Origin of the sequence: Pseudomonas sp. FGI182 (assembly GCF_000511325.1) — a bacterium.
In the GTDB taxonomy this organism is placed as follows: Bacteria; Pseudomonadota; Gammaproteobacteria; order Pseudomonadales; family Pseudomonadaceae; genus Aquipseudomonas; species Aquipseudomonas putida_Z.
Genome location: NZ_CP007012.1, coordinates 1,546,138 through 1,571,002, shown reverse-complemented (window position 1 = coordinate 1,571,002; position 24,865 = coordinate 1,546,138). Strand labels below are relative to the sequence as shown.

The following is a 24,865-nucleotide window of genomic DNA, read 5'->3' as shown; positions in this document are numbered from 1 at the left end:
ATATCAATATTAACGGACCGAGAAAGACAGCTTGTCGCGGCTACCTTTCACACCACTGGCAAGGTGGAAATCAACCTTGAGCCGATGCCAATTGCCGAATTGATCCATCAGACGGAATAATAATGGCCGTTCCAGTGGCGCTCGCCATTTCTCGCGCTTATCTTTCTCACTGTCATAAAAGAGCGGCAGGTTCGATACCCGATGGAGCGCAAAACAAACATCGCCCCGCCCAGGCTTGGCGCTCTCGACCAGTTCAGTATCCAGGAAGTCAGGGTCGCCGACTTGAGCCTTCACCAACGCTTGCAACAGACCGTCATACACCAGGTACTTTTCCGGATCCTCCGGGTTTTCGGCATTCTGGGGATATTGCATGACTGCGGGTTTCAATGGCGTAAACGCAAAGCTGGTGAAACTGCAATACTTCTCTTTGCGCTGGTTTGACTCCCAACGGATCATCGATACCTTGTTGTCGTCGTCAAACTTCAGCCTTAGAAAACTCAGCGTCTTGAAATCATCGCTCTTCGCCCCTGCCAGTACCCAGTAGTCGGTGGTGTCATCGGTTTTATCGAAGTCTTCGGTGTTCTCGCCTTCCCAACCTTTGACCGGGATACGCTTGAATGTATAGGCATCTTCAGTGTATTTATCTGGCGGCGCCTCACCGGTCACCCTGACTTTCGAAGTACCATCGTTATAGCTAGTGGATTTGTAAGGAATTCTATCGTCACCGGTGAACTGAGCCCCCACGAACAGGGTCCCCACACTGTTGGTCAGCAAGAACAAATGCTTGGTTCTGGTACTGGCGTCCATGGGCAACGTTTCACCCTGCGTGGCCCCCGGCCGTGTTCCTACCCGGTTACGGTCTTTGCTCACTGCCCAAGTCCCGGCGTTCACGGAATCTTCTGATAGTTCATCAGGCTCCAAGCCTTCTTCACCGGCAGGCAGGAACTCGATCACCTTTCCGCCCTCAGTGTTGAATAACTTGAGGCTGGCCAGTTCTGTGTCACTGATCGGCGGCGAAACTCCCACCCCATTCACTTTTGTCTTAATGGTTATCAGCACTTCAATTTGCTGCATACCGTTGGCGAAACACACACCAGGGCTAAGCAACTCGATGCTGAAAACAGCAAGGTCATCCCAGTCACTGGTCGCCGGGCTGGCCAGTACGACCGGACGGTGTTCGATGATCGCGTAGCCGCTAATCAGGTTGTTCCAATCGGCCATGACCACAGTAACTGGCAGTTTGGCTGCCAGGGGTGGCGTATAGATACCGTCCTGGCCTATTTCGCCCTCGCCAAACACATGCCATGTCAGGTCAGGGGGGGTGACCTTGACGCTGAACGGCACCGTGCCGTTCGGTTTGTAGCTCGATACATGAAATGGTTCGACAGACAAGGTTTGCGGCCATGTCACGATCACGACTGTCGCGTCGGCAAATGCGCCTGAGCGGGTATCCGTCGCCCGAATGACCTGGAACAGGATTTCAGGGGTGCCCTGCTCGATCTTTGCCGGGGTAAACCTGGCCTTCCCATTACCCAGATCCTCGAGTTTTCCCAGATCGGCCGAGTAAGCACCCGTAAGGTCGTGCTTCTTATGGTTACCGGCCCGCTCCGGCCCCCGTGAAGCACGAAGCGATTGCGGTGTATCGACCTTTTCCCAGCGAAGGGTGCCGCCATCTACGCTTGAAGCGGCAAGCTGGATCGGCACTCCATTGGCGCCAGTGGTCATCACCCGAGGGGAAATCTGTACCGGCCTGACATGCTCGATCACCAACGCAGCACGTTGCTGGTCGCCGTCACTGCCATCGGCATAGTGCCCCGTCACCAATGAGATCTGGCTATCCGCTGTGAACGCGTCGGCATCGCGAGACGTATACACACCCGCACGCGTGATGGTGCCGCTGGCAGCAGTGCTCCTGATGTTTGTCGTATTCCACCCCTCGACGGGCGTGCTGCCTTCGAGTTTGAACGGCAGCGTCTCTTGCGCAACGATACTCTTGATACCTGGCTCGACCCGACAGGTACCTTCAGTGGGCGAGATATGACCAAACCCGACCACATCGGCCGGCACGAACTTGTCACCGGCACTGTACGTGTACCGATGTGCATTGGGCATACGCACCGGCCTCAACACTTGGGTCAACGGCTCGGCGCGCTTCCCCTCGTTGACCGGGTCAAGCAACAGTGTGCATGAGTACTCGGCACCTGCCGCGGCCGTGCCGGGAAGCAGGAAAGGGAAATCGTGACCTGGCTGTGGAAGCGTGCCGGGCAGCAAATGCGAGCGCGTCTGCATCAGCAAGAGCACGGCACCATCGCCTTCGCTGGCAGCCTTGTCCTTGGACGCCTTGTCGGTCTTGCCTCCCCAGGGCGCCATCTGGGTCAATACCTTGATCCCCATGGGCGACATCGACGCGTAGTCTTCACGATCGAACTGGGCCAGGATATAAACCTGACGATAGCCGGGTTGCTCAAGCCAATGGCTGAATACCGCCTGGCCAATCTGTTTCGAGGCGTAAGGGGTTGTGCCAAGCTCACACTCCAGCGTATCGGGCCTGGCGTCGGAAAGCGCCAGCATCAACTGGGTGTACTGCCCGCTCGCACTCTGCTGCAACTTCAGCTCGACTTGCGCACTGACCGCATACCCCATGGCCTCGTCCACACTATAGGCCCGCAGCAAAATCGGGGGGCTGCCCGGCAAGTGAGCATGCTGCACATAATCACCTGAAAGAATACTCATCCGCACCGTTGTAACCGCCGAGAGCAAAGTGGCATCTTCGAATGAAAGCTGTGGCGGCCCGAATACCAGGTTGCGGAATTCGCCACGCAATTGGCCACCTTCATCCAGGTCGAACTGGCTACTCATGGGCGCGATGAACGACTGGTCGGTGTACCCCTGCAGGAACTGGTCGCGAAGCAACAGGTTGATGTGGCTTCGCGCCAGCGCGCCAACAGCGCTCCAGTCCCTAATGACAGTGCCAGAGGCCAAGCGCTTTAGGATTTGTTCTTTTGTAAGGTCTGCCATGATCAAACCCTCGATTGTTTGGTTAAATTAAGTGCCATGTAGTGTTTCCGTCGGCAAATGGTATTGGCCGAATCATGTTGACGACCCGGCGGTGTAGCATGCCAAGGCTTGCCTCGTTTTCGAAAAAGTCGTCTGGAGTTCTTGGAATAGCGTTCACTTTTTGAGTGTCAGATCCAGCTTTGGAAAACTCCACCATTGAGTTCCGTCAAAACTGACACTGGCCCAGACAAAAAACTTGTCACCCGATTTCAGCTTGTCCAGCACAGCGTAAGAAAGTGCATCGATTACACCTGCCTTAACCTCCGATTCGCTAACCGGTACGCTGTCCCGCAAAACTTCCGCCACAGGTCTATCATCAGGCGCCACACCGGTTAAATGAATGCTCAGCAGCTGGTTGTCATTAATGAAAGCCCAAGGAGCCAACGTCAGCGTTGCACCACCTGGCGCCAACACCAATTCTCCTGAAGCGTTTGCTTCCGGGCAGTCAATGAGCTGATATCTTTCTTCTGCCAGGGGTAATATCAGTAGCTTCACCGGCTTGCTTTCCCAGTAAAGGTTTGTCTCCCTGTCAACGATCCGGTAAAACACTTCAAATCGTTTCGAAGGTGTAGTACCCATATTGGCCGCAACAAAATCAGCCGGCACGTTGAATACTCGCGGGCCTTCCGCATCCGGGGTTTTAATAATCACCCGCCCCGCGTTCGACTCGCCCTGCCAATGCACTTCGAAGTCTTCACCCTCGCGAAGGTCGGCTTCGGCGGGAATGATGACGTATGCACCACTTTTCCTGATATCGAAGGCATTTATATTGTATTCGTCTGCTGCCCCGGTCGACGAACTGCCCCTGACTGTGGGCATAGGGGGAGTTAGGCGAGGCCTCGTAACCTTCAGCGACAATACCTCTGACGTCAGCGAGTGACCTTCACGACCATACTGGTAAAACACCTGCACCGCACCCAAACTGGCAACTAGCCATTCATGTGCAATGCGCAGCACAAACTGCTTTGCCACCAGGCTGCTTTGATCCACACGGACAACTTGCACGTGCGCTTCACCCGACGCCAACACCCAGGCCAGCATCATGTAGTCGCCAACAGCACGCTGCGTATAGGCGTCAATGGCAACCGGCAGACCATTGGCGTAATTTCCAGGGTCAATCTCGTCACTGCCGCCATTTTCTACACGGGGGGCTGGCAGTAGTGTACCGATGTCAATACCGTCACGGATCATAAACTTCTGGACTCGCGAAGCTTCGAGTTCGCTGCCGTCCTTAAGCTCGACTTTGTAACCAATCTCCAGATACCCACCCGTAGTGACTGTATTGAAAGCCGATTTTGGTACAAGCCATTCGAGGGGCTCCCCCTTGAACTTCTGTTGGCTAATCAATGGCGTTTCGAACGCCGGCGTCAATTCGTTGCCATTGCTTCTGAAGCGACGCACTATCAGCTTAGCCTTGTCACCTTCTTGTATGGCTTGATAAGCTGCTGCCACCACGTTGAGATGCTGTACGTCTTTCTTGACGATTTCCAGACCATGTGATTGCAACACCTGTACCACTGGCAGTCGGCTGGCGGAACGCAACCCTACATAGCAGAACTGCCGTAGCGACTCATCGCTTGCACTATCATTGACTTGATAAGACAAGAACGCATACCCGCCGCGGGCAGCGGTCACTATTTTGTTGTCTATCTCTACAATCACGTTATCCGGGTCGGTTACCACTGTGCCATCCGCTACCAGATCAAATGCAACCCCCTCTGCATCCAGGCCTCGCCAGTTGGAAAGCACCACGTCACCCGCTTGCAGATTCGCCCCTCGGATAGAGGCCTTGAGATTGGCGCCGCCCAACGCATCCAGATCCACTTCAAGGTCTTGAGTCAACCCTGCAATAACGGGTTTCGGGTTACTCGAATGTGGGCGCTGCCCCAGGCTGGCAATGGGGCTGTTATCAGCCGTTGAACTCATTACTGTCACTCCGTATCAAGCGTTCCGGAATGAAGTTCTACGCCTGCCGGCTCGTTTCCACTACTGGCAAAAATAACAGGTCCAAGCGGCATGCAGAGGTAACACGCAGCCACGCTGCTCCAGCAGCCATACCTGTCATTTCTGCCAGGTGCCAACCTGCGCCTTGTATTTTAGCCTGAGCATAACCAGCCCGCCGTTGTAAACACTTGCGGCCTGCGCCAACAACTTCTTCAAAACCGAAGGAACTCGACCATGACCCATACGGTAAGGCGAAGCCTGCCCCGCCTCGCTTCAACGACAATCCTTTTCCCAGTTTTCACACTTATGCTTATTGGCTTGGCTGCACCCCATGCCAACGCCGGAACCCTTACTCTGGTTTCAAAGGCCACGGACGATCATGGCGAGCGTCGGTGCAACGTGGACATCCCCGCTGCCGGGGCCGGCAAGACATTGAAACTTTCCCTGGCCGATAGAGGTGGTATCGGCACAGGGAACTGCTATGACATGCAACCCACTGAAATCATCATGCAGGATATTCCCTCCGCAGCAGAAATCCTGCTGACCGACGACTGGTTGTGCAATACGGAACTGGACAGCACCTTCTACACGGAAGATGACCCGGAAGATAACAAGAGCTTTGTCATCCGGCTCGAAACCACACGCAATCCGTCACAACTTCCAGAAATTGGCATTGACCGGCTGGTAGAGTTCGAAACCGGCAAATACATAGACTACGTCAACGACAGAAATGAGAAGTCGGTGGGATTCAAACTTACCGAAAAAACCAGCAATGGCGCAGGACGAATCACGCGCAGGCTAAGCTGTGTTGAAATAAAAATTTCGGACGATGATGAAACACCGGAATTGAAAGCCGTAACACTCGGAGCCACTACAACCCTCACCGTGAAAGAAAAAGATAGCGATGTCACCTGCGAAAAAAATATGGTCATGACTCGCCGAAAGCATATCGGCGACGAAAACAAAAAAACAACATACGGCTGCACCGAAGTCAAAGGTAACGGCACCGAAAAAATCCTGATGAAGAATAGCTTTACCTCCGTAAACATATCTGAATGCGGCAGACGTAAACCCAGCAGCGTGAGTGCCGAGCCACCGGACAAAAACTGCACAGAAGCCACGAACTACAAAAAAGAAGAGGTAGACTACATTTATTTCACCTGCCCGACAAACAGTGTGATGATCGGACGAAAACATGAAGGCGACGAGAACGGTTATACCACCTACACCTGCGCCGAGTTTTATAAAGACGAAATAGATAATGACAAAAAGAACAGGATGATCGTAGAGCCCGGTGAGTGGCTAGACGGTGCATTGGAATACCAATTCGATTTTACCTGCAGCGCTGGCGAAGTCATGATCGGCCGTGCCCACAAGTCCGATGAAAACGGCTACACCCGATACCGTTGCGGCACGCTGTACTACCCAACCAATGCCAAATCACAGGTGACCCCATGAGCAACATGGCCGCGCACTCCAACGCCAACAACTTCGCGGTCGAAAACCGCGTCGAAGAACGTACCGGACAATATGGGCTAAGCATCACGATCCCTGAACTGGTCGCCAACAGCGGCGCAGGGCCCAATCTGAAACCGGTCCTCAATTACAACTCAATGGGTGGGGGCGATGTCGGTTACGGCGAATGCTGGGACTTGAACGGTACCCGCTTTGTCGAGCACGCCTACCCTGAAGGCGGCGGCGCCTTGTCACTGTCTACCGGCGAACAGTTCACCGTGGATGGCATCGAGAGCATCAGCGAGAAGAAACTCGATAGCTTTCATTTCCACAAGGACGGTGAAGGTCTCTTCCGCGTCGTGCACCGTACCGGCGTGGTCGAAGTGCTCGAAAGCATGGGCGAAGGAAAACAGCGTGTGGCCTTGCCAACGCGCATCTACGCACCGACCGGGCAATGGATCGAACTGACGTATGCCAGTAACCCGAATGCGCCTGGCTGGTTCTGCTTGACTGAAGTACGCGACGGCCACCGCGACGGCCCCGGCAAAGGCCGCCGGCTGCTGGAGGTGACATATGGCGGTACTACCGTGTTCACCCGCTACCCTGACGCCGAGGATGTACGGGCCAGCCATGTGCTCGAATTCAATGGGCGGCAGCTGCAGCACGTAGTCATGCCCGACCAGACCCAGTGGCAGTTCGAGTACAAGGAGGTGCATGGACAAACCTGTGTAACCAGAGTGATCTGGCCAACGGGTGCCGTGGAACACGTGGATTATGGCGTTGACGGTGACCCTGGCCATTCATTGCCGGGTGTCGATAAGAAATTGCCACGGGTCAAGCGCCATCGCGTTCTGCCAGGGCATGACCAGCCTGAAATGCGCACAGACTATGACTACTCCGCTGAAAACTACATGGGCAACGGCAGCGACATTACCTGGCGCAACAACGGCCGCGACAATTTGTACGACATCGTCGACCCAGGCTACAGCTATTGGTCCACGGCTACCCGGCGTTGTGCGGGCCAGGCCGACCGTATCGTCACGACCGAGTACGACCGTTTCCACCGCGCCACCCTGGAAACCCGTGTTCAGGGCAAGGAGGTCACCCTGACCCGAATAGCCTATCACGGCGAGTTGGGCACCCCCTTCGACGATCAGCCAAGCAACTTCCTGATGGCCAAAACAGTCAAGACAACCTGGGGAATGGTGGATGATGCCAATAAAGAGCGCTCCGAATGCATCACCACCGAATACAGCCCCGAAGGCAATCTCATCAAGGAAATCAGAGCGGATGGCTCGTACACCGTGCTGGAATACTTCGAGGCCACGGGCGAAGCTGACAGATGCCCTGCCGAGCCTAACGGCTTCAGGAAACATGTGAAAAGCGAGACAGTCTACCCGAGTGCGCTTGCCGGGGTTGTACAAGGGGCGATTCCGCTGCGCACGGATTTCACCTATAAAGCGCTGGTTGTTCTGGAAGGCCGTACCGACCTGCCCGAACACGGCAAAATCGCTTCGACATGGCTGGCCATCGATCAGGAAGTGCTGTCGGACGCGTCCAATCCGCAAGCCCTGCGCCCCCTCAGCACGGTCAGGCGTAGCTACCTCGACAACCCTGGGAATGCGCGTTTGCATGGGCGCATGAGCAAACGCGAAACCACGCTGCATGGCGAGCATGACGGGACAAGCCTGGGCAAAGTGCTGGCCGACACCACCACCACGCTTGAGTGGAAGTTCAGCCGCGACCTTCACAAGGCATTCGGCGATGTCTTGCAGACCACACAGACGACCACCGGGCACAACCTGAGCAAAAAGGTCGCGAAACAAAGCCAGCATCCGCTGACAGGCCAGGTGCTGGAAAACGTCGACATTCACCACACGGTCACGCGCTTCAGCTATGACACAAGCAATCGGCTGACCAGCGAAACCTCCGCACCGGACGATGCCGAGCGGCGCGCTACGGTCCACTATCGCTATGTGGTATCGGCTGCGCAGAATTATCAGGAAACCGAAGACAACCAGGGCGTGATCAGCCGCATGCTGTTCGACGGCCTCAACCGCACCGTCAAGGAAGAGCGGGTATGCGAGGAGGTGGCCTCACGCAGCAGGCAAAAGCAGACGTATCAGGTGTACTCGGCCGCGTACAACGCCTTCGGCCAGCTGGAAACAGAAACCACCTACGACCACCTGCCCGGCCGCAACCTGGCCCTGACCAGCGAGCATCGATACGACAACTGGGGTAACCGGTGCGCCACCGTCCGCCCGGACAAGGTGACCGTGTTCACCGAACGCTCCCCGTTCGGCACCGATGGGGATATCGTCACCTCCTGGGAGGAATACCCGGATCAACCCGGTGTGCGTAAAAACCAGAACGTCACCACCTTCAACCACTTCGACAAACCCGAGCACGTGCAAACGCTGGACAAAGAAGGCGTCGCGGCGTCGACACGCGCATACCGCTATGACGGGTTTGGGCGTAGCGTCGAAGAAACCTTTACCTTCGGCGTGCCGGCAAGCGGCGAGCGAACAGCGCGCGCCGAACACAAACGCACCACCGGTTACAAGTACGACGTCTGGGGACGGATGGCGCGCACCGACCGCGCCGATGGCTCCGCGCTAAGCCGCAAGTTCGCCCGCCACAGTACCGATGAGCTGGCTACCAGCCTACTGGTGCACCCGCAGCGGGACGCTGAAGGGCTTTCGGTGTGCGAGCGTGAGTTCGACGACATCGACCGCCTGGTCTCGATGACCGTTGGCCCACTTCAGGAAACGCGGGAGTACCTGGGCTCGCGGTTGCTGCCGGAAAAACGGGTCTTGAAATCGGGCCGTACTATCAACTACGAATACGATCTGGCGGTCGGCACCTCGCCAACGCGTATCACCGCGGGGAAAAACCAGAAGCCTTCCCACTTCAAGTACAGCATGGCCTCGGCAGACATTACCGAAGCCGAAAACGAGCAAGGTAAACGCAACTACAGCTACACCGACCAGGGCTACCTGCTCAGTGAAAGCTGGGCAGACAAGCAATCGGGCGAAACCTACACGCGTGATTTCCTCACCTCGCTGCAAGGGCGCATGCTGGAGAACAGCGACAGCGACAGCGACAACAGCCGAAAGGCCTACGAATACGATGAGCTCGGCAGGCTGGCCTCGATCACTCAAGGCTCGCTGCGGGCAGTGTTCACTTACAACAGTGCTGGCCTGTTGCATAAGACACTGACCACCAACAGCGCCGAGGCCACCCACAAACAGCAACTACTGTGCACGCAAGCCTATGACCATCGGGGCCGGGAAACTTCGCGCACCCTCAAGCTGAGCCGTGTTGAAACCACCACCGACAAGCGAGAGCTGGAAACCATTATCGATGAGCGCACGATCGACCAGTTGTGGCGCGACGATGACATGCTGCACCGCCGCAGGCTGATCAAAGCGGGCGAGCCGGTACTGACGGAAACCTTTGAATATGATGACCGTGATCGCTTGTACAACCACGGGTGTGAAGGCAGCGTATTGCCGACCAATAGCAAGGGCCGTGAAATCGTCAATCAGGCATTTGAATTTGATGACTACGACAACATCTACTTCTGCCTGACCGAGTTCGCAGACGGCGAAATCGACGAAGCCTTCTACGATTTCTTCGAAGATTCGCCCTTCCAGCTGAAAAGCGTGAGCCACACGCTGACGGCCGATTACCCGGCACTGGTGACGTTCACCAAGGACGATTACGACGCCGACGGCAACATGCTGAAGGACGAACAGGGCAACAGCCTGGTGTACGACGAGGATACCGGCCAGCTGACCAGCGTAACGACCCCCGATGGCAAGGCCCTGGCCAGCTTCCGCTATGACGGCCACGGGCAGCTGCTGGGCGTGCGCCACGGCGCGCAGGCCGAGGAGCAACGGCGTTACGAGGGTTATCGCGTCAGCAGTACCCTGCGCGATGGCGTGCTTACCGAGTACCTGTATGGCGGCGTGGCACCGCTGGGGATGCAACAGTCGGGCAACGGCAACGCAACACACCTGTACATGGCCAGTAACAACAACAGTGTTATCGCTGAATGCGCGGCCAATGACGAGGTTCATGAAGTGACCTACAGTGCCTATGGCGAACTGCAGGAAGGCAAGCTGCAGGGCCTGCTGGGGTTCAATGCCGAAGCACTCGAGGGGTTCCTTGGCTGGTACATGCTGGGGCGTGGTTACCGCGCCTACAACCCGGGCCTGATGCGCTTCAACAGCCCGGACAACATGGACCCTGAAGTGGCGGGCATCAACCCTTACGTGTACTGCCTTGGCAACCCGGTGATGTGGCAGGACCCCACCGGGCATTACAGCCGCGGCTGGGGATCGAACGATGATCCGAAGAAACAGAAGAAGGAAGGTAAGGTTGAATTCTGGCTGAACATTGGCGTTCTGGTGATGAACTTGGCGTTGACCGTCACCTTTACCGTGCTCACCGGGGGCGCCGCTGGCCCGCTGCTCATGGGCGTGATGGCTGTAGGCGTAGCCGCATCGGTTGGATCTTTGGCTACGCAGATTACCGCCGCGTTCACGAAAGACCCGAAAAAGAAACAGAAATATGTAGTCGCGTCCTTGGCACTGTCAATAGCCGGTACGTTGCTGTTGTCGTTAGGGACAATCGGAGGCGGGATCAGGGCTAGGAACGCCAAGAAAGACAATCCTAACATCGCGAAAGATGGGGACAACGGAGTGCAATTAACGAGTCATACTCCAGGCGGTGAACAACAGCCACAGCAGAACAACATCACTAACAGTGATCTCCCCGAAATTAATGCCCATCGTGGCACCGTTACGAACAGGAGAGAAAGCACTCAAAACGCGGCACCTTTGATACCGGATGCGGATTACAACGATACGAATTCAACTCATTCGAGCACGCAAGCGCCTTCGGAGGAGCACCTTGGGAATATGACAGTGGATTCGAACAATCGGCCACTCCCTCCACAAGGTGCCAGAGTCCTAAACACAATGGGGAACGTCGTTATATCCAATTATAACGGTGCCGTATACAAAAATGTATTCGAGGACACGCTCAGCCGTACGCATTTTATAAACCGGCTGAAGCAAAAAGCCAAGCCGTAAGCGATTCCTAGACTAGCTGAATAGTAAGTAGCAAACCTGAACTGGTGGTGCAGATACTGTCTGCACCACCATGTTCACAAGCTGCAAAATCAAGATCTCAAGCAAACACCCTGCCGACTTATCCCCCCCCACCCCGGACTAACCCTACAGCCCTCCCCCATCCGTCTCCTTATCCTCCCTCCCCACCAAGCGACCGCCTCGCCCTAGCCAAACACGCCTCGCTTGCCACCGCCGGCACCGCCTAACCGCCGCACTCCAACGTCCAACCCAGGCATCCGTCATGCTCAAGCCCTTCAAACGCCGGCAGGCGCTGTCACGCCTGCGCTTTTTGCCCCTCCCCGCGCTCGGCGCAAGCCTGCTGAGCCTGCCAGCCGTGGCCGCCCCACCCAATCTGCAGTTCGAACCCGGCTTCATCCGCCAAAGCCCGGGCCAACCTGCCGATGCCGGCGCCCTCGCCCTGCGTGCTCTGGCCGAGCACCGCCCCCTCGCAGCAGGCCGCTACACCCTGGATCTGTACGTCAACCTCAGCCCAATGGGCAAACGGGAGATCACGGTGAACGAGAGCAGCGACGGCCAGGCCCTGGTGCCATGCCTGAACGCCGGACTGCTGGGTGAGGTGGGTGTGCGGGAACAGCACCTGGCCGTCAGGCAACCCGGTAACGAAGGCAACTGCATCGACCTTGCCACACAGCTGGACGGCGCCAGTGCCGACCTGGATGCCGGCAAGCTGCGCCTGAACCTGTCGATACCGCAGTCCTACCTGCGCCGCGACACCAGCGGCGCCATCGCCGAAAGCCACTGGGACGATGGCATCAATGTCGCTTTCGTCAATTACCAGGCCTCGGCCCAGCACAGCAACCGGCGTGGCAGCGGCAGCCGCAACAGCCAGGACCTGTACCTGAACAGCGGTATTAACCTGTATGGCTGGCGCCTGCGCAGCCAGCAAGCCCTGCGCGAGAACCAGCAGGGCGACCTGCGCTGGACGCGCAGCAATACCTACGCCCAGCGCGACCTGCCGGCGCGCTGGGGCACCCTCACCCTCGGCGAAACCTTCACCCAGGGTGAGGTTTTCCGCAGCCTGCCGTTCAAGGGTGTGAAGCTGGCCTCCGACACCGGGATGCTGCCCGACACCATGCAGAACTACGCCCCCGTGTTGCGCGGGGTAGCGCAAACCTACGCCAAGCTGGAGGTGCTGCAGAACGGTTACCCGCTGTACTCCACTTTCGTCGCCCCCGGGCCGTACGAAATCGATGACCTGGCCGTTGGCGCCAGCAGCGGCGAGCTGGAAGTGGTACTGACCGAAGCCGATGGCCAGGTGCGCCGCTTCATCCAGCCTTACTCCACACTCAGCAACCTGATGCGTGCCGGCGTGTGGCGCTACGACCTGGCCCTGGGCCGCTACCACGGCACAGGCCAGGCCGATACACCGGCGCTGTGGCAGGGTGCGCTGGCCCGCGGCATCGGCTGGGACAGCACGCTGTATACCGGCATACTCGGTGGCGACTACTACCGCGCTGCCACCCTGGGCCTGGCACGGGACTTCGGGGCACTCGGCGCATTGTCGCTGGACATCACGCAAGCCACCACCGACCTTGGCCCGGCGCTGGGCGAAGTGCAGGGCAACAGCCTCTCGGCCCGCTACGGCAAGGCCTTCGACAGCGGTACCAGCCTGCGCTTTGCCGGCTACCGCTATTCCACCGTCGGCTACCGCGACTACGACGAAGCCGTCCTGCAGCGCAACGCCTCCAACCGGTACCTGGGCAGCCGCCGCAGCCGGGTGGAGGCCTCGGTGTACCAGCACTTCGGCAATGCCGGCGCGCTCAGCCTCACCCTGTCACAAGACGACTACTGGCACAGCCGCCTGCAACGGCGCCAATATCAGCTGCAATACAACACGCAATTGCCACACAACATCAGCCTCAACCTGTTTGCCTCGCAATCACTCACTTCGTCGCACAGCAACGACCGCATCATCGGCCTGGGCATCACCCTGCCCCTGGACTTCGCCCATGCCTCCAGCGCCACGTTCGACCTGCAGCACAGTGCCGGCAAGTACAGCGAACGCGCCAGCCTCAGCGGCCACTTCGACGAACGGCGCCTGAACTACCGGGCCACGCTGGCCAACGACACTCAACAAAGTGGCAGCCTGTCGCTGTCTTACCAGGGCAGCCACGCCAACTACGGCGTGGGCTACAGCGAAGCTTCCGACTACCGCAGCCTGTCACTGAGCACCAGCGGCGCCCTGCTGGCACACGGCGGCGGCATGCTGTTGGCACCGTTCATAGGCGAAACCAACGCCGTGGTGCATGTGCCGGATATCGCCGGGATCGGGGTCAGCCAGACACAACAGGGCAAAACCAACCGCGACGGCTATGTCCTGGCACCTTATATGCGCCCCTACCGGGCCAACCCCGTGGTGCTGCAACTGGACCAGCTCGACCCGGAAATCGAAATCGACAACGGCGCCACGCAGGTGGTACCACGCCGCGGTGCTGTAGTACTGGCGGAATTCGCGGCGCGCCGGGTCAACCGCCTGGTGCTGACCCTGTTGCAAGCAGACGGCCGCCCCTTGCCGTTCGGCGCACAGGTCAGCGATGCCCAAGGCCAGGAACTGGCGGTGGTCGGCCAAGGTGGCCAGGCACTGGTGGCCACCCACCTTGAGCAACAGCAACTGCTGGCCAGATGGACCGCAGGCAATGAGCAGCAATGCAGCTTCGATATCACGCCCGCCAACTTGCCGCTTGAACAAGGCTACCGCATGCAGACCTTGCGCTGCCAAGCCCCCTCCGACTGGAACAACCAATGAACACTTTCACTCGCCCGCGCCTGCTGACGGCCCTGCTGTTCGCCAGCCTGCCTCTGATTCCCCTGCAAGCCGCCTATGCCGCATCAGGCTGCGTCACCCAGAACGGCTCTGGCCCCGCGCTGTTCTCGGCAGATTTCACAGACGTATGGGTGCCAAGGGATCTGCCAGTCGGTGAACCCATCGCCAGCAAACTCTTTGGCGGGCTGCTCGACCCATCAACCACCCGCGTCCAATGCACCAACGCCAACGATCGACTGCTGGAAGCACACGTCGATTACACCACTCCATTCGTTCACAACCTGCCTATGCGACTGAGCAACGGGCGCTTGGCCAGCAGGGTCGTCAGGACAAGAATCGCAGGGGTTGGCGCGGTGATCGAGATGGGCTGGCCGTTCGCCGGACAACTCAACAACAACTTCAGATCGGTCAGCGGCGACAATACCGTGCCTTACTACGGTACCAACATGACCACCATGGCCTCCCCTCTGTTTATCGGCCCGATAAACATGAGGGTCACGTTGGTCAAGACCGGGCCGATTGCGGCAGGGCCGGTCGTGCTGGATGAAGAACTGGCCCATGGCAGCACCACGGATTTGCCTGACGCCTTTCGCCTGCGGGCAAGCGCCACCCTGCACCAGGCACAGTGCACGCTGGAAAGCGATGCCGTGAGTGCCGACCCTGTGGACCTGGGTAGCCACACAGTGGCGGATTTCCCGGGAAAGGGCAGCACCACAACCAGCATGCCGTTCCATATCAAGTTGAGTAACTGCGACGACGACCCCGCAGCGAGCACCGCCACCGCCTACATCTACCTGACAGGTACCGACGGCTCGGTGGCGATCGACCCGAAAAAGGGCCTGTTCAGCCTGGGCAATGGTTCGACGGCGAAAGGCATCGGCATCCAGATAACCGATGATCTGGGGGCTCCCGTCCCCCTGCATGAACACGTCTCGAGCAACAAAAAACTCGAACTCCCTGAGACCCGCCTGCCCTATCGTGCGCATTTCTACCAGACCGACGACCGGGTTACGCCTGGCCTGGCCAAAGGCGCGCTCGACTTCACCATCAGTTATCGCTAAGTACTGCGATGCCTGCGCACCAGTGTTCGCGCAGGCATCGCCGGAAAATCAGGCATGCAAAAACGCAGAAAGGAACCCGAAGGTTCCTTTCTGCGTTACATGTTTGGAGCGGGAAACGAGACTCGAACTCGCGACCCCGACCTTGGCAAGGTCGTGCTCTACCAACTGAGCTATTCCCGCATTGTGAAGCTTTACCGCTATTGGCGTGAAGCGCCATGAAGACCTTCACCACCACTGCACCGCATAGACGCCACAGTATTAAACTGGAGCGGGAAACGAGACTCGAACTCGCGACCCCGACCTTGGCAAGGTCGTGCTCTACCAACTGAGCTATTCCCGCAAATGGCGTCCCCTAGGGGACTCGAACCCCTGTTACCGCCGTGAAAGGGCGGTGTCCTAGGCCACTAGACGAAGGGGACACACGACACTTTTCAGTGCACCAGGTTTGAACCTCACGATTCAGCCTGGATTTTCTTTTCCTGCCCCGCAGTTAAGCGTTGCCGGAGAAACTGGAGCGGGAAACGAGACTCGAACTCGCGACCCCGACCTTGGCAAGGTCGTGCTCTACCAACTGAGCTATTCCCGCAATTTGGCGTCCCCTAGGGGACTCGAACCCCTGTTACCGCCGTGAAAGGGCGGTGTCCTAGGCCACTAGACGAAGGGGACACGCTGCTGGCATTACTGCCTGCTTTCACTCCCTGCCGCGTTTCGCTGTGTGCTTTACGCTGCAAGTGGCGCGCATTCTATGGATGGTTCGGACAGGCGTCAACCCCTTTGTAGAAATTTATTTAAATCAATGACTTCCGGGTAGGTTGGGGTGCAGATGCGGGTTGGGTTGCCGATATAGAGAGAGGCAATCCTGTGCCGGCCCTTTCGCGGCTAAAGCCGCTCCCACAGGGACCGTGCGCAGCTTGAAGGCAGTGCCGTACCTGTGGGAGCGGCTTTAGCCGCGAAAGGGCCGGTACAGGCATATAGCCGCTATTCGCCCCCCGGCAAACTCACTACACTCAAAGCTGTAATTCTTCTTCAATGAGGCATTAACGGTGACACCACTTCTGATCACCCTGCTCATCGTGGCGGGTATCGCGTTGCTGATCGTGATCGGCTACCTCAACAATGTGGTCGAGAACGGCAAGCTCGAGCGCGCCCGGATGAAGGTCGAGCTGGCCGACCGCCTGCGCCGCTGTGGCGAAATCACCGAGACCTTCCCCGGCCAGTTCATGACCCCGGCGCTGAAGCTGCTGCTGACCCGCCTGGAGCTCAACCTCAACCAGCGTCAACTGGCGATGGACAAGCACAATGCCGAGATCAAGGCGCGCATCGCCGAACTGGAGAGGCTGATTGCCCAGGGCGGGCAGATTCCGGTGAACAACCCGCCCAACCCGATCCAGACCGAGATCAAGGCCAAGGATGTGCGCTTCCTGCTGGAGGCGTTGCACAACCAGGTGACCCGCGCCGCCCAGGAGGGCTTCCTGCCCACGCCCGAGGCCAAGCAATGGATCAAGGAAATCCGCCACATCCTGGTGCTGCTGCATATCGAGTTCTTCAACAACCTCGGCCAGCAGGCCCTGCAGCAGAACCAGCCGGGCCAGGCGCGCCTGGCCTTCGAGCGCGGCGTGCAGTACCTGCGCAAGCAGCCGGAACCGAAGGTGTATGAAGAGCAGCTGACGTACCTGGAGAAGCTGCTGGTCCGGGCCAACGCCCAGGTGCTGGACCGCATGGCCCCGGCGGAGGACGAGCAGAATGAACTGACCCAGGGGCTCAAGACCGATGAGGAAGAGACCTGGAAGAAGAAGGTGATGTACGACTGATGCTTTAACCTGTACTGGCCTCTTCGCGGCTAAAGCCGCTCCCACAGGGACCGCACTGCCTTCAGGCTTGATGCCATCCTTGTGGGAGCGGCTTTAGCCGCGAAGAGGCCGGTACAGGCAACGACCATCAGCAGTCGGTCAGCTCCAGAAAAATCGCCGCCAACCGCTCCAGCCCCACCTGATCCGCCTCACTGAAGCGCCCAAGCTTCGGGCTGTCCAGGTCCAGCACACCAATCAACCTGCCCTCCTTCACCAGCGGGATCACCAGCTCGCTGTTGGACGCGCTGTCACAGGCAATGTGCCCCGGGAACGCATGCACGTCCTCTACCCGCTGGGTCTGCCGGGTGGCCGCTGCCGCCCCGCACACGCCCTTGCTGAACGGGATGCGCACGCACGCCACCTGGCCCTGGAACGGGCCCAGCACCAGTTCTTCGTTGCGGTTGAGGTAGAACCCCGCCCAGTTCAGGTCGTCCACCTGGTTATAGAGGAATGCCGAAAACTGCGCGGCATTGGCGATGAAGTCACGCTCGTCGGCAAACAGCGCCTGCACTTGCGCCGCCAGCAGGTTGTAGCCGTCGAGGCCGGCGCCACTGGCATTGAGGTCGATCATTTACTTTTGCTCCAGCAATTGCAGCCCGACCCAGTAGCGGGCGAACTGATAGGCACAACGGCCATTACGGTTACCGCGGCCGGTGGCCCAGCGCACGGCGAGGATGTCGAGTTCTTCGCTGCGCTGCCAGGCCAGGCCGGCAGTTTGCGCGAGTTGGCCGATCCAGTGCTCGACCACGTTCAGGAAGTGTTCCTGGGTGAAGGGGTAGAACGACAGCCACAGGCCAAAACGGTCGGACAGGGCAATCTTGTCTTCCACCGCTTCACTGGGGTGCAGCTCGCCGTCCACGCGCTTCCAGTTCTCGTTGTCGCTCTCCTTCTCCGGCACCAGGTGGCGGCGGTTGGAGGTGGCGTACAGCAGCACGTTGTCGGGGGCCTGCTCGAGCGAGCCGTCGAGCACGCTCTTGAGCACCCGGTAGTCGCCCTCCCCGGCTTCGAACGACAGGTCATCGCAGAACAGGATGAAGCGCTGCGGCAACTTCTGCAGCTGCTCGACCACCCGTGGCAGGTCGGCCAGGTGGTCGCGTTCGATTTCGATCAGGCGCAGGCCGGCACCCGCGTGCTCGGCCAGCAGGGCACGTACCAGCGACGACTTGCCGGTGCCGCGCGAGCCCCACAGCAGTGCATGGTTGGCCGGCATGCCGTTGATGAACTGATGGGTGTTGCGGCCCAGTTGGTCACGCTGCTGGTCGACGCCGATCAGGTCGCTGAGGCGGATGTCCAGGCTGACTTCCAGCGGCAGCAGGTAGCCGCTGCGGCCATCGCGCTGCCAGCGCGCGGCCAGGGTGGTGGCCCAGTCGATGTTCGGGCGCTGGGCCGGCAACAGGGGTTCGAGGCGGGCCAGGACCGATTCGGCGCGGTCCAGGAAAGCAATCAAGCGAGCGTCCATGACGACTCCTACGAATTTCAGTTTTTTGGGGCCGCTGCGCGCCCCTTCGCGGGCTTGCCCGCTCCCACAGGTACACTGCAAATCTCGAGGGCAGTGATATACCTGTGGGAGCGGGCAAGCCCGCGAAGGGGCGCAAAGCGGCCCCCGCTTGGCAATCAACTGAAATGAACAGACAGACCCACCAGCAGCCGGGGCTATTCGGCTATGCTTGCGCAGCGCAAGGGACGTGAAACCGGCTCGGGACACATGGATATCAAGTTCACCAATCGCCTGTCATACAAGCAAGCCCGGTTGACAGTCCTGGTCGGCTTCATCCTGGGAACATTGCTCAGTCTCTTCCAGATCGGCATCGATTATGCCAGCGAAGACGCGTCCATCAACCGTGAAGTGCGTGCCTTGCTGCAAATCAGCCACAACCCGGCCTCGCGCATCGCCTACAACATCGACTCGGAACTGGCCCTGGAGCTGACCCGCGGCCTGCTGCAATCGCCGGCGATCATCCGTGCGCGGCTGATCGACAACAACGAAACAGTGCTGGCCGACGTCGAACGGCCGCGCCTGCAGGACCGCTACCGGCCGCTCAGCGACTTCCTGTTTGGCGACCAGCGCCAGTTCAAGGAACGCCTGTACCTGACCCACATGCCCGAGGAATACCTCGGCACCCTGTACCTGGAGGTGGACACCTACGCCTTCGGCAGCCGCTTTCTCGACCGTGCCGGCATCACCTTGCTCAACGGTTTCGCCCGCAGCCTGGTGCTGACCGGCATCCTCCTGGCGCTGTTCTACATGATGCTGACCAAGCCGCTGGTGACGGTGATCGGCGCGCTCAGCGGCAGCGACCCGCGCAAGCCCCGGCAAACCCGCGTGGCCTGCCCGCACGGCCACGAACACGACGAGATCGGCGTACTGGTGAAGGTCGCCAACCAGCAGTTCGTCAGCATGGCCACCGAGATCGAGCAGCGGCGCACCGCGGAAAACCGCCTTACCCAGTACCTCAACGAGCTGGAAGATATCGTCTCGGCACGCACCAACGAGCTGAAGGCCAGCAACAGCAGCCTGAGCCTGTCCAACCAGGAGCTGGAAGAAGCCCGCCGCCGGGCGCTGGACATGGCCCAGGCGCGCGCCGCCTTCCTCGCCAACATGAGCCACGAAATCCGTACCCCGCTCAACGGCATGCTCGGCATGATCGCCCTTGCCCTGGACAGCCCGCTGCCCAGCGAGCAACGCCAGCAGCTGGCGATTGCCCATGACTCGGGCAAGGTGCTGGTGGAGTTGCTCAACGATATTCTCGACCTGTCCAAGTTCGATGCCGGCCAGCTGGAGCTGGAGCGCATTCCGTTCGACATGGGTTCGATGGTCGAGGACACTGCCAACCTGCTGTCGCAGAACACCGCGCAAAGCGTGGAGCTGACCTGCCTGATCGCCCGCGACTTCCCCAGCAGCGTGCTTGGCGACCCCACGAGGGTACGGCAGATCGTCAGCAACCTGCTGTCCAACGCCCTCAAGTTCACCCGCTTCGGCCGCGTGGATGTGCGCCTGGCGACCATCGTCGGCGGTGTGCGCCTGGAAGTGCGCGACACCGGCATCGGCATCCCCGAAGAAGCCCAGGCGCGGATCTTCCAGCCGTTCACCCAGGCCGGCGCCGGCATCACCCGCCAGTACGGCGGCACCGGCCTTGGCCTGGCGCTGACACGCAACCTGTGCAAGGCCATGCAGGGCCACCTGCATATCAAGTCCGACCCGGGCTTCGGCAGCCGCTTCACCGCCGAGCTGCCGCTGGCGGTGCACACCGAAGCCATCCCGCCGGCACCGTTGCACGGGCGCGTGGCGGCGCTGAGCGCGGCCGGCAGCGGGCTCGATGAACTGCTGCAGGACCTTTTGCCCGCCTGGGGCCTTGCCTACCAGCACCATGACAGCAGCGAGGGGCTGGACGCCACGGCCATCGACCTGCTGATCACCGACAGCCTGGACCAGCTGTTCGAACTGCGCCCGGCACTGAAGACACCGATCTTGCTGGTGACCGCCTACGGCAACTTCCTGCCCAGCGAACAGTCGGTCACCCTCGCTCCCCTGCACCAGCTGGCCCGGCCGCTGGCGCGCAACGCCCTGTACCAGACCTTGCGCCGCACCTTGCAAGGCCATGAGCCCGAACACCCGCTGGCGACCCCGGCCATCACCCTGGAACAAGGCCGCGCGCGCATCCTGCTGGTGGAGGACAACCCGGTGAACCAGCTGGTGGCCAAGGGCATGCTGGCCAAGCTCGGCTGCCAGGTACAACTGGCCACCCAGGGCGCCGAGGCCCTGGAGCTATTGGAACAGGACGAGTTCGACCTGGTACTGATGGACTGCAACATGCCGGTGATGGATGGCTACGAGGCCAGCCGGCGCATCCGCCAGAGCGGCCGCTGGCCCGACCTGCCGATCGTTGCCCTCACCGCCAACGCCATGCCCGAGGAGCGCGAGCGCTGCCGGGCAGCGGGCATGAACGACTACCTGGCCAAGCCGTTCCGCCGTGAAGAGCTGCTGGCGCTGGTCGACCACTGGGTGCCGGTCAACGGTTGAGCAGACGCTCGATGTCCGCTTCCAGGGCCTGCGGCTTGGTGGTGGGGGCGTAGCGCGTTACCTGGCCAGAGGCCGGGTCGACCAGAAACTTGGTGAAATTCCACTTGATTTTCTGGCTGCCCAGAATGCCCGGGGCGCGCTGCTTGAGTTCGACGAACAGCGGGTGGCTGCCGGGGCCGTTGACCTCGACCTTGCGGAACAGTGGGAAGCTCACGCCGAAATTGCGCTCGCAGAACTGGGCAATTTCCCGTGCATCGCCCGGCTCCTGCTTGCCGAACTGGTTGCAGGGGAAGCCCAGCACCACCAGGCCGCGTGCGCGATAGGCCTGCCACAGTTGCTCCAGGCCCTTGTACTGCGGGGTAAAGCCGCACTGGCTGGCGGTATTGACCACCAGCAGCGCCTTGCCAGGGAAGTCGCCGAGCTTCTTGTGCTCGCCGCCCAGGGTCACGCAGGGGATGTCCAGTATCGATCCAGCCATGGTCGGGCTCCGGTCAGTCGCGCGGGCGCAGGTCGATGCACACCGAGTTGATGCAGTAGCGCAGGCCGGTCGGTGGCGGGCCATCGGGGAACACGTGGCCCAGGTGCGCATCGCAGCGGGCACAGGTGACTTCGGTGCGGATCATGCCATGGGAGGTGTCGCGGATCTCGATCATCGCGCTGTCCTCGATGGGGGCGTAGAAGCTCGGCCAGCCGCAGCCGGAATCGAACTTGGTCTGCGCATCGAACAGTGCCAGGCCGCAGCAGATGCAATGGTAGATGCCGTCGCGGCGCTCGCTGTTGTACTTGCCGCTGAACGGCCGCTCGGTGCCCTTGAGGCGGCACACCTGGTACTGCTCGGGGTCGAGCATCGACCGCCATTGTTCCAGGGTTTTCTCGATCTTTTGCATGTAGGGACCTCGGCAGGCTGAATTTCACTGCGCACCGTCTTTTCCGGGGCGCGGGTGGCACGTATATTAGTTGGCTTCGTGTGCCAGGCGTTCAGTCTGGCACCCGCTTCCTGCCCTTTCAAACCTTTCGGCGGGGCGTAGCGCGTTTTCTCAATCGGGATCCCATCATGCAGTTCAGCAAATCGAACAAGCTCGCCAATGTCTGCTACGACATTCGCGGCCCAGTGCTCAAGCACGCCAAGCGCCTGGAAGAGGAAGGCCACCGCATCCTCAAGCTGAACATCGGCAACCCGGCGCCGTTTGGCTTCGAGGCGCCTGACGAAATCCTCCAGGATGTGATCCGCAACCTGCCCACCGCGCAAGGCTACAGCGACTCCAAGGGCCTTTTCAGCGCGCGCAAGGCGGTGATGCAGTACTGCCAGCAGAAGCAGATCGAAGGCGTCGGCATCGAGGACATCTACCTGGGTAACGGTGTGTCCGAGCTGATCGTGATGTCGATGCAGGCGCTGCTCAACAACGGCGACGAAGTGCTGATCCCGGCCCCCGACTACCCGCTGTGGACCGCCGCGGTGAGCCTGGCCGGCGGCAAGCCGGTGCACTACCTGTGCGACGAGCAGGCCGACTGGTTCCCCGACCTTGAGGACATCAAGGCCAAGATCACCCCGAACACCAAGGCCCTGGTGATCATCAACCCGAACAACCCGACCGGCGCGGTGTACTCCAAAGAGCTGCTGCTGGGCATGCTGGAATTGGCCCGCCAGCACAACCTGGTGGTGTTCTCCGACGAGATCTACGACAAGATCCTGTACGACGAAGCCGTGCACATCAGCACCGCCTCGCTGGCCCCCGACCTGCTGTGCCTGACTTTCAACGGCCTGTCCAAGTCGTACCGGGTGGCGGGCTTCCGTTCCGGCTGGCTGATCATCTCCGGGCCCAAGCACCACGCGCAAAGCTACATCGAAGGCATCGACATGCTGGCCAACATGCGCCTGTGCGCCAACGTGCCGGCCCAGCATGCCATCCAGACCGCGCTGGGCGGCTACCAGAGCATCAACGACCTGGTGCTGCCACCGGGCCGCCTGCTGGAGCAGCGCAACCGCACCTACGAACTGCTGAACGACATCCCGGGCGTGAGCTGCGTGAAGCCGATGGGTGCGCTGTATGCATTCCCGAAGATCGACCCGAAGGTTTGCCCGATTCACAACGACGAGAAGTTCGTGCTCGACCTGCTGCTGTCGGAGAAGCTGCTGATCGTTCAGGGCACGGCGTTCAACTGGCCGTGGCCGGACCACTTCCGCGTGGTCACCTTGCCGCGGGTGGATGACCTGGAGGCGGCGATTGGCCGGATCGGGAATTTCCTGAAGGGTTATTCGCAGTAAGTGAAGGCCTCTTCGCAGCGCAAGGCTGCTCCTACAGGAGAACGCATGCCCCTGTAGGAGCAGCCTTGTGCTGCGAATGGGCTGCAAAGCAGCCCCAAAACCCCACAGGATGTTTCTTACATCCTGCAACGCTCTATCCCACAGCCCCCGCGCCATCCTCTGCCATACTCCGCCGTACACAGTTTGAAATAGTCGCCCGATTGAATCGGCACGGCCGGCACCTTATATACCCCGCAGTAAGCGACAACTCATCCGTCAGGAGAACGTAACAACCATGATGCGCATTCTGTTGTTTGTAGCCACCAACCTCGCGGTGGTGCTGGTTGCAAGCATTACCCTGAGCCTGTTCGGTTTCAACGGGTTCATGGCCGCCAACGGGGTCGACCTGAACCTCAGCAGCCTGCTGGTGTTCTGCGCCGTGTTCGGCTTTGCCGGCTCCCTCGTCTCGCTGTTCATCTCCAAGTGGATGGCGAAGATGACCACCGGCACCCAGATCATCAGCCAGCCGCGCACCCGCCACGAACAGTGGCTGCTGCAAACGGTCGAAGAGCTGTCCCGTGAAGCGGGCATCAAGATGCCCGAGGTGGGTATCTTCCCGGCGTACGAGGCCAACGCCTTCGCCACCGGCTGGAACCGCAACGACGCGCTGGTAGCCGTGTCCCAGGGCCTGCTGGAGCGTTTCTCGCCCGATGAAGTGCGTGCAGTGCTGGCCCACGAGATCGGCCACGTGGCCAACGGCGACATGGTCACCCTGGCGCTGGTACAGGGCGTGGTGAACACCTTCGTGATGTTCTTCGCACGCATCATCGGCAACTTCGTCGACAAGGTCATCTTCAAGAACGAAGAAGGCCAGGGCATTGCCTACTACGTGGCGACCATCGTTGCCGAGCTGATCCTGGGCATCCTGGCCAGCATGATCGTGATGTGGTTCTCGCGCCGCCGCGAATACCGCGCCGACGAAGCCGGTGCGCAGCTGGCCGGTACCGCGGCGATGATCGGCGCCCTGCAGCGCCTGCGCGTGGAGCAAGGCCTGCCGGTGCACATGCCCGACACCATGAAGGCCTTCGGCATCAATGGTGGCCTGAAGCACGGCCTGGCCGGGCTGCTGATGAGCCACCCGCCGCTGGAAGACCGTATCGAGGCCCTGCGCCGTCGCGGTTGATCCAACCGGTAAAACAAAAGGGCGACTTCGGTCGCCCTTTTTGTACACCTGTGCCGGCCTCTTCGCGGGCTCGCCCGCTCCCACAGGTACCCCACAGTTTTCAAGGCCTATGGAAGACCTGTGGGA

At 59.9% G+C, this 24,865-nt stretch carries 14 protein-coding genes and 5 tRNA genes; 8 read left to right on the top strand and 11 right to left on the bottom strand.

Going from position 1 to position 24,865, the window contains the following annotated elements; genetic code table 11:
• Window positions 1–9 precede the first annotated feature (9 nt).
• Window positions 10–3,018 (bottom strand): hypothetical protein, encoded by a 3,009-nt coding sequence (locus tag C163_RS07080; protein ID WP_025338196.1) that lies wholly within the window; start codon window positions 3,016–3,018, stop codon window positions 10–12.
• Window positions 3,019–3,171: 153 nt separating this feature from the next.
• The gene (locus C163_RS07075) at window positions 3,172–4,983 is read right to left on the bottom strand and encodes a hypothetical protein (protein WP_025338195.1); all 1,812 of its coding nucleotides are present in this window, start codon (window positions 4,981–4,983) and stop codon (window positions 3,172–3,174) included.
• A 252-nt stretch (window positions 4,984–5,235) separates the two neighbouring features.
• On the opposite strand from C163_RS07075, the gene C163_RS07070 reads away from it, so the two are divergent.
• The 4 genes from C163_RS07070 (at window position 5,236) to C163_RS07055 (ending at window position 15,440) form a co-directional block, all read left to right on the top strand.
• Window positions 5,236–6,459 (top strand): hypothetical protein, encoded by a 1,224-nt coding sequence (locus C163_RS07070; protein WP_025338194.1) that lies wholly within the window; start codon window positions 5,236–5,238, stop codon window positions 6,457–6,459.
• Window positions 6,456–11,555, top strand: a complete 5,100-nt coding sequence (locus tag C163_RS07065; protein ID WP_025338193.1) for an RHS repeat-associated core domain-containing protein — start codon at window positions 6,456–6,458, stop codon at window positions 11,553–11,555. Before C163_RS07070 ends, C163_RS07065 begins: the two co-directional genes overlap by 4 nt.
• A gap of 280 nt (window positions 11,556–11,835) precedes the next feature.
• Window positions 11,836–14,361: a fimbria/pilus outer membrane usher protein gene (locus tag C163_RS07060; RefSeq protein ID WP_025338192.1), complete on the top strand. Its 2,526-nt coding sequence runs from the start codon at window positions 11,836–11,838 to the stop codon at window positions 14,359–14,361.
• On the top strand, window positions 14,358–15,440 hold the full coding sequence (locus tag C163_RS07055; RefSeq protein ID WP_025338191.1) for a fimbrial protein: 1,083 nt from the start codon (window positions 14,358–14,360) through the stop codon (window positions 15,438–15,440). Before C163_RS07060 ends, C163_RS07055 begins: the two co-directional genes overlap by 4 nt.
• Window positions 15,441–15,544: 104 nt before the next feature.
• Here the strand turns inward: C163_RS07055 and C163_RS07050 are convergent.
• The 5 genes from C163_RS07050 to C163_RS07030 form a co-directional block, all read right to left on the bottom strand.
• Window positions 15,545–15,620 (bottom strand) — tRNA-Gly (locus C163_RS07050).
• A gap of 84 nt (window positions 15,621–15,704) precedes the next feature.
• Window positions 15,705–15,780, bottom strand: a tRNA-Gly gene (locus C163_RS07045).
• Between the two features lie 3 nt (window positions 15,781–15,783).
• Window positions 15,784–15,859: transfer RNA gene (locus C163_RS07040), tRNA-Glu, on the bottom strand.
• A 91-nt stretch (window positions 15,860–15,950) separates the two neighbouring features.
• Window positions 15,951–16,026: transfer RNA gene (locus C163_RS07035), tRNA-Gly, on the bottom strand.
• 4 nt (window positions 16,027–16,030) lie between these two features.
• A tRNA-Glu gene (locus C163_RS07030) sits at window positions 16,031–16,106 on the bottom strand.
• A 377-nt stretch (window positions 16,107–16,483) separates the two neighbouring features.
• On the opposite strand from C163_RS07030, the gene C163_RS07025 reads away from it, so the two are divergent.
• Window positions 16,484–17,251 carry a hypothetical protein gene (locus C163_RS07025; protein WP_025338190.1) on the top strand — a complete coding sequence of 256 codons (768 nt, stop codon included), beginning with the start codon at window positions 16,484–16,486 and terminating at the stop codon, window positions 17,249–17,251.
• Window positions 17,252–17,378: 127 nt separating this feature from the next.
• Here C163_RS07025 and C163_RS07020 read toward each other — a convergent pair whose 3' ends face one another.
• Together C163_RS07020 and C163_RS07015 are read right to left on the bottom strand one after the other, a co-directional pair.
• Window positions 17,379–17,861, bottom strand: coding sequence for a GAF domain-containing protein (locus tag C163_RS07020; protein WP_003260813.1), 483 nt, complete (start codon window positions 17,859–17,861; stop codon window positions 17,379–17,381).
• A complete protein-coding gene (locus tag C163_RS07015; protein WP_013971547.1) occupies window positions 17,862–18,749 on the bottom strand; it encodes an ATP-binding protein in 888 nt (295 codons plus the stop codon). It abuts the gene before it with no gap.
• Window positions 18,750–18,953: 204 nt separating this feature from the next.
• Between C163_RS07015 and C163_RS07010 the strand changes: the two genes are divergently transcribed.
• Window positions 18,954–21,311 carry a response regulator gene (locus tag C163_RS07010; RefSeq protein ID WP_025338189.1) on the top strand — a complete coding sequence of 786 codons (2,358 nt, stop codon included), beginning with the start codon at window positions 18,954–18,956 and terminating at the stop codon, window positions 21,309–21,311.
• Here C163_RS07010 and C163_RS07005 read toward each other — a convergent pair.
• Entirely contained in the window at window positions 21,301–21,789 is a 489-nt protein-coding gene (locus tag C163_RS07005) for a glutathione peroxidase (RefSeq protein ID WP_025338188.1), read from the bottom strand. The genes C163_RS07010 and C163_RS07005 overlap by 11 nt on opposite strands.
• Before the next feature lie 13 nt (window positions 21,790–21,802).
• Complete coding sequence (gene msrB, locus C163_RS07000) at window positions 21,803–22,198, bottom strand: peptide-methionine (R)-S-oxide reductase MsrB (protein ID WP_025338187.1); 396 nt, start codon at window positions 22,196–22,198, stop codon at window positions 21,803–21,805.
• Window positions 22,199–22,365: 167 nt separating this feature from the next.
• On the opposite strand from msrB, the gene C163_RS06995 reads away from it, so the two are divergent.
• Window positions 22,366–23,577 (top strand): pyridoxal phosphate-dependent aminotransferase, encoded by a 1,212-nt coding sequence (locus C163_RS06995; RefSeq protein ID WP_013971543.1) that lies wholly within the window; start codon window positions 22,366–22,368, stop codon window positions 23,575–23,577.
• A 274-nt stretch (window positions 23,578–23,851) separates the two neighbouring features.
• Window positions 23,852–24,739, top strand: a complete 888-nt coding sequence (gene htpX, locus C163_RS06990) for a protease HtpX (RefSeq protein WP_003259721.1) — start codon at window positions 23,852–23,854, stop codon at window positions 24,737–24,739.
• Window positions 24,740–24,865: the final 126 nt, after the last annotated feature.

Excerpts from the sequence above, each read along its gene's own strand:
- C163_RS07060 (WP_025338192.1), top strand. The coding sequence starts at position 11,836 with ATGCTCAAGCCCTTCAAACGCCGGCAGGCGCTGTCACGCCTGCGCTTT.
- C163_RS07010 (WP_025338189.1), top strand. The coding sequence starts at position 18,954 with ATGCTTGCGCAGCGCAAGGGACGTGAAACCGGCTCGGGACACATGGAT.
- C163_RS07070 (WP_025338194.1), top strand. The coding sequence starts at position 5,236 with ATGACCCATACGGTAAGGCGAAGCCTGCCCCGCCTCGCTTCAACGACA.
- htpX (WP_003259721.1), top strand. The coding sequence starts at position 23,852 with ATGATGCGCATTCTGTTGTTTGTAGCCACCAACCTCGCGGTGGTGCTG.
- C163_RS07065 (WP_025338193.1), top strand. The coding sequence starts at position 6,456 with ATGAGCAACATGGCCGCGCACTCCAACGCCAACAACTTCGCGGTCGAA.
- C163_RS07005 (WP_025338188.1), bottom strand. The coding sequence starts at position 21,789 with ATGGCTGGATCGATACTGGACATCCCCTGCGTGACCCTGGGCGGCGAG.
- C163_RS07015 (WP_013971547.1), bottom strand. The coding sequence starts at position 18,749 with ATGGACGCTCGCTTGATTGCTTTCCTGGACCGCGCCGAATCGGTCCTG.
- C163_RS06995 (WP_013971543.1), top strand. The coding sequence starts at position 22,366 with ATGCAGTTCAGCAAATCGAACAAGCTCGCCAATGTCTGCTACGACATT.
- msrB (WP_025338187.1), bottom strand. The coding sequence starts at position 22,198 with ATGCAAAAGATCGAGAAAACCCTGGAACAATGGCGGTCGATGCTCGAC.
- C163_RS07080 (WP_025338196.1), bottom strand. The coding sequence starts at position 3,018 with ATGGCAGACCTTACAAAAGAACAAATCCTAAAGCGCTTGGCCTCTGGC.
- C163_RS07075 (WP_025338195.1), bottom strand. The coding sequence starts at position 4,983 with ATGAGTTCAACGGCTGATAACAGCCCCATTGCCAGCCTGGGGCAGCGC.
- C163_RS07055 (WP_025338191.1), top strand. The coding sequence starts at position 14,358 with ATGAACACTTTCACTCGCCCGCGCCTGCTGACGGCCCTGCTGTTCGCC.
- C163_RS07020 (WP_003260813.1), bottom strand. The coding sequence starts at position 17,861 with ATGATCGACCTCAATGCCAGTGGCGCCGGCCTCGACGGCTACAACCTG.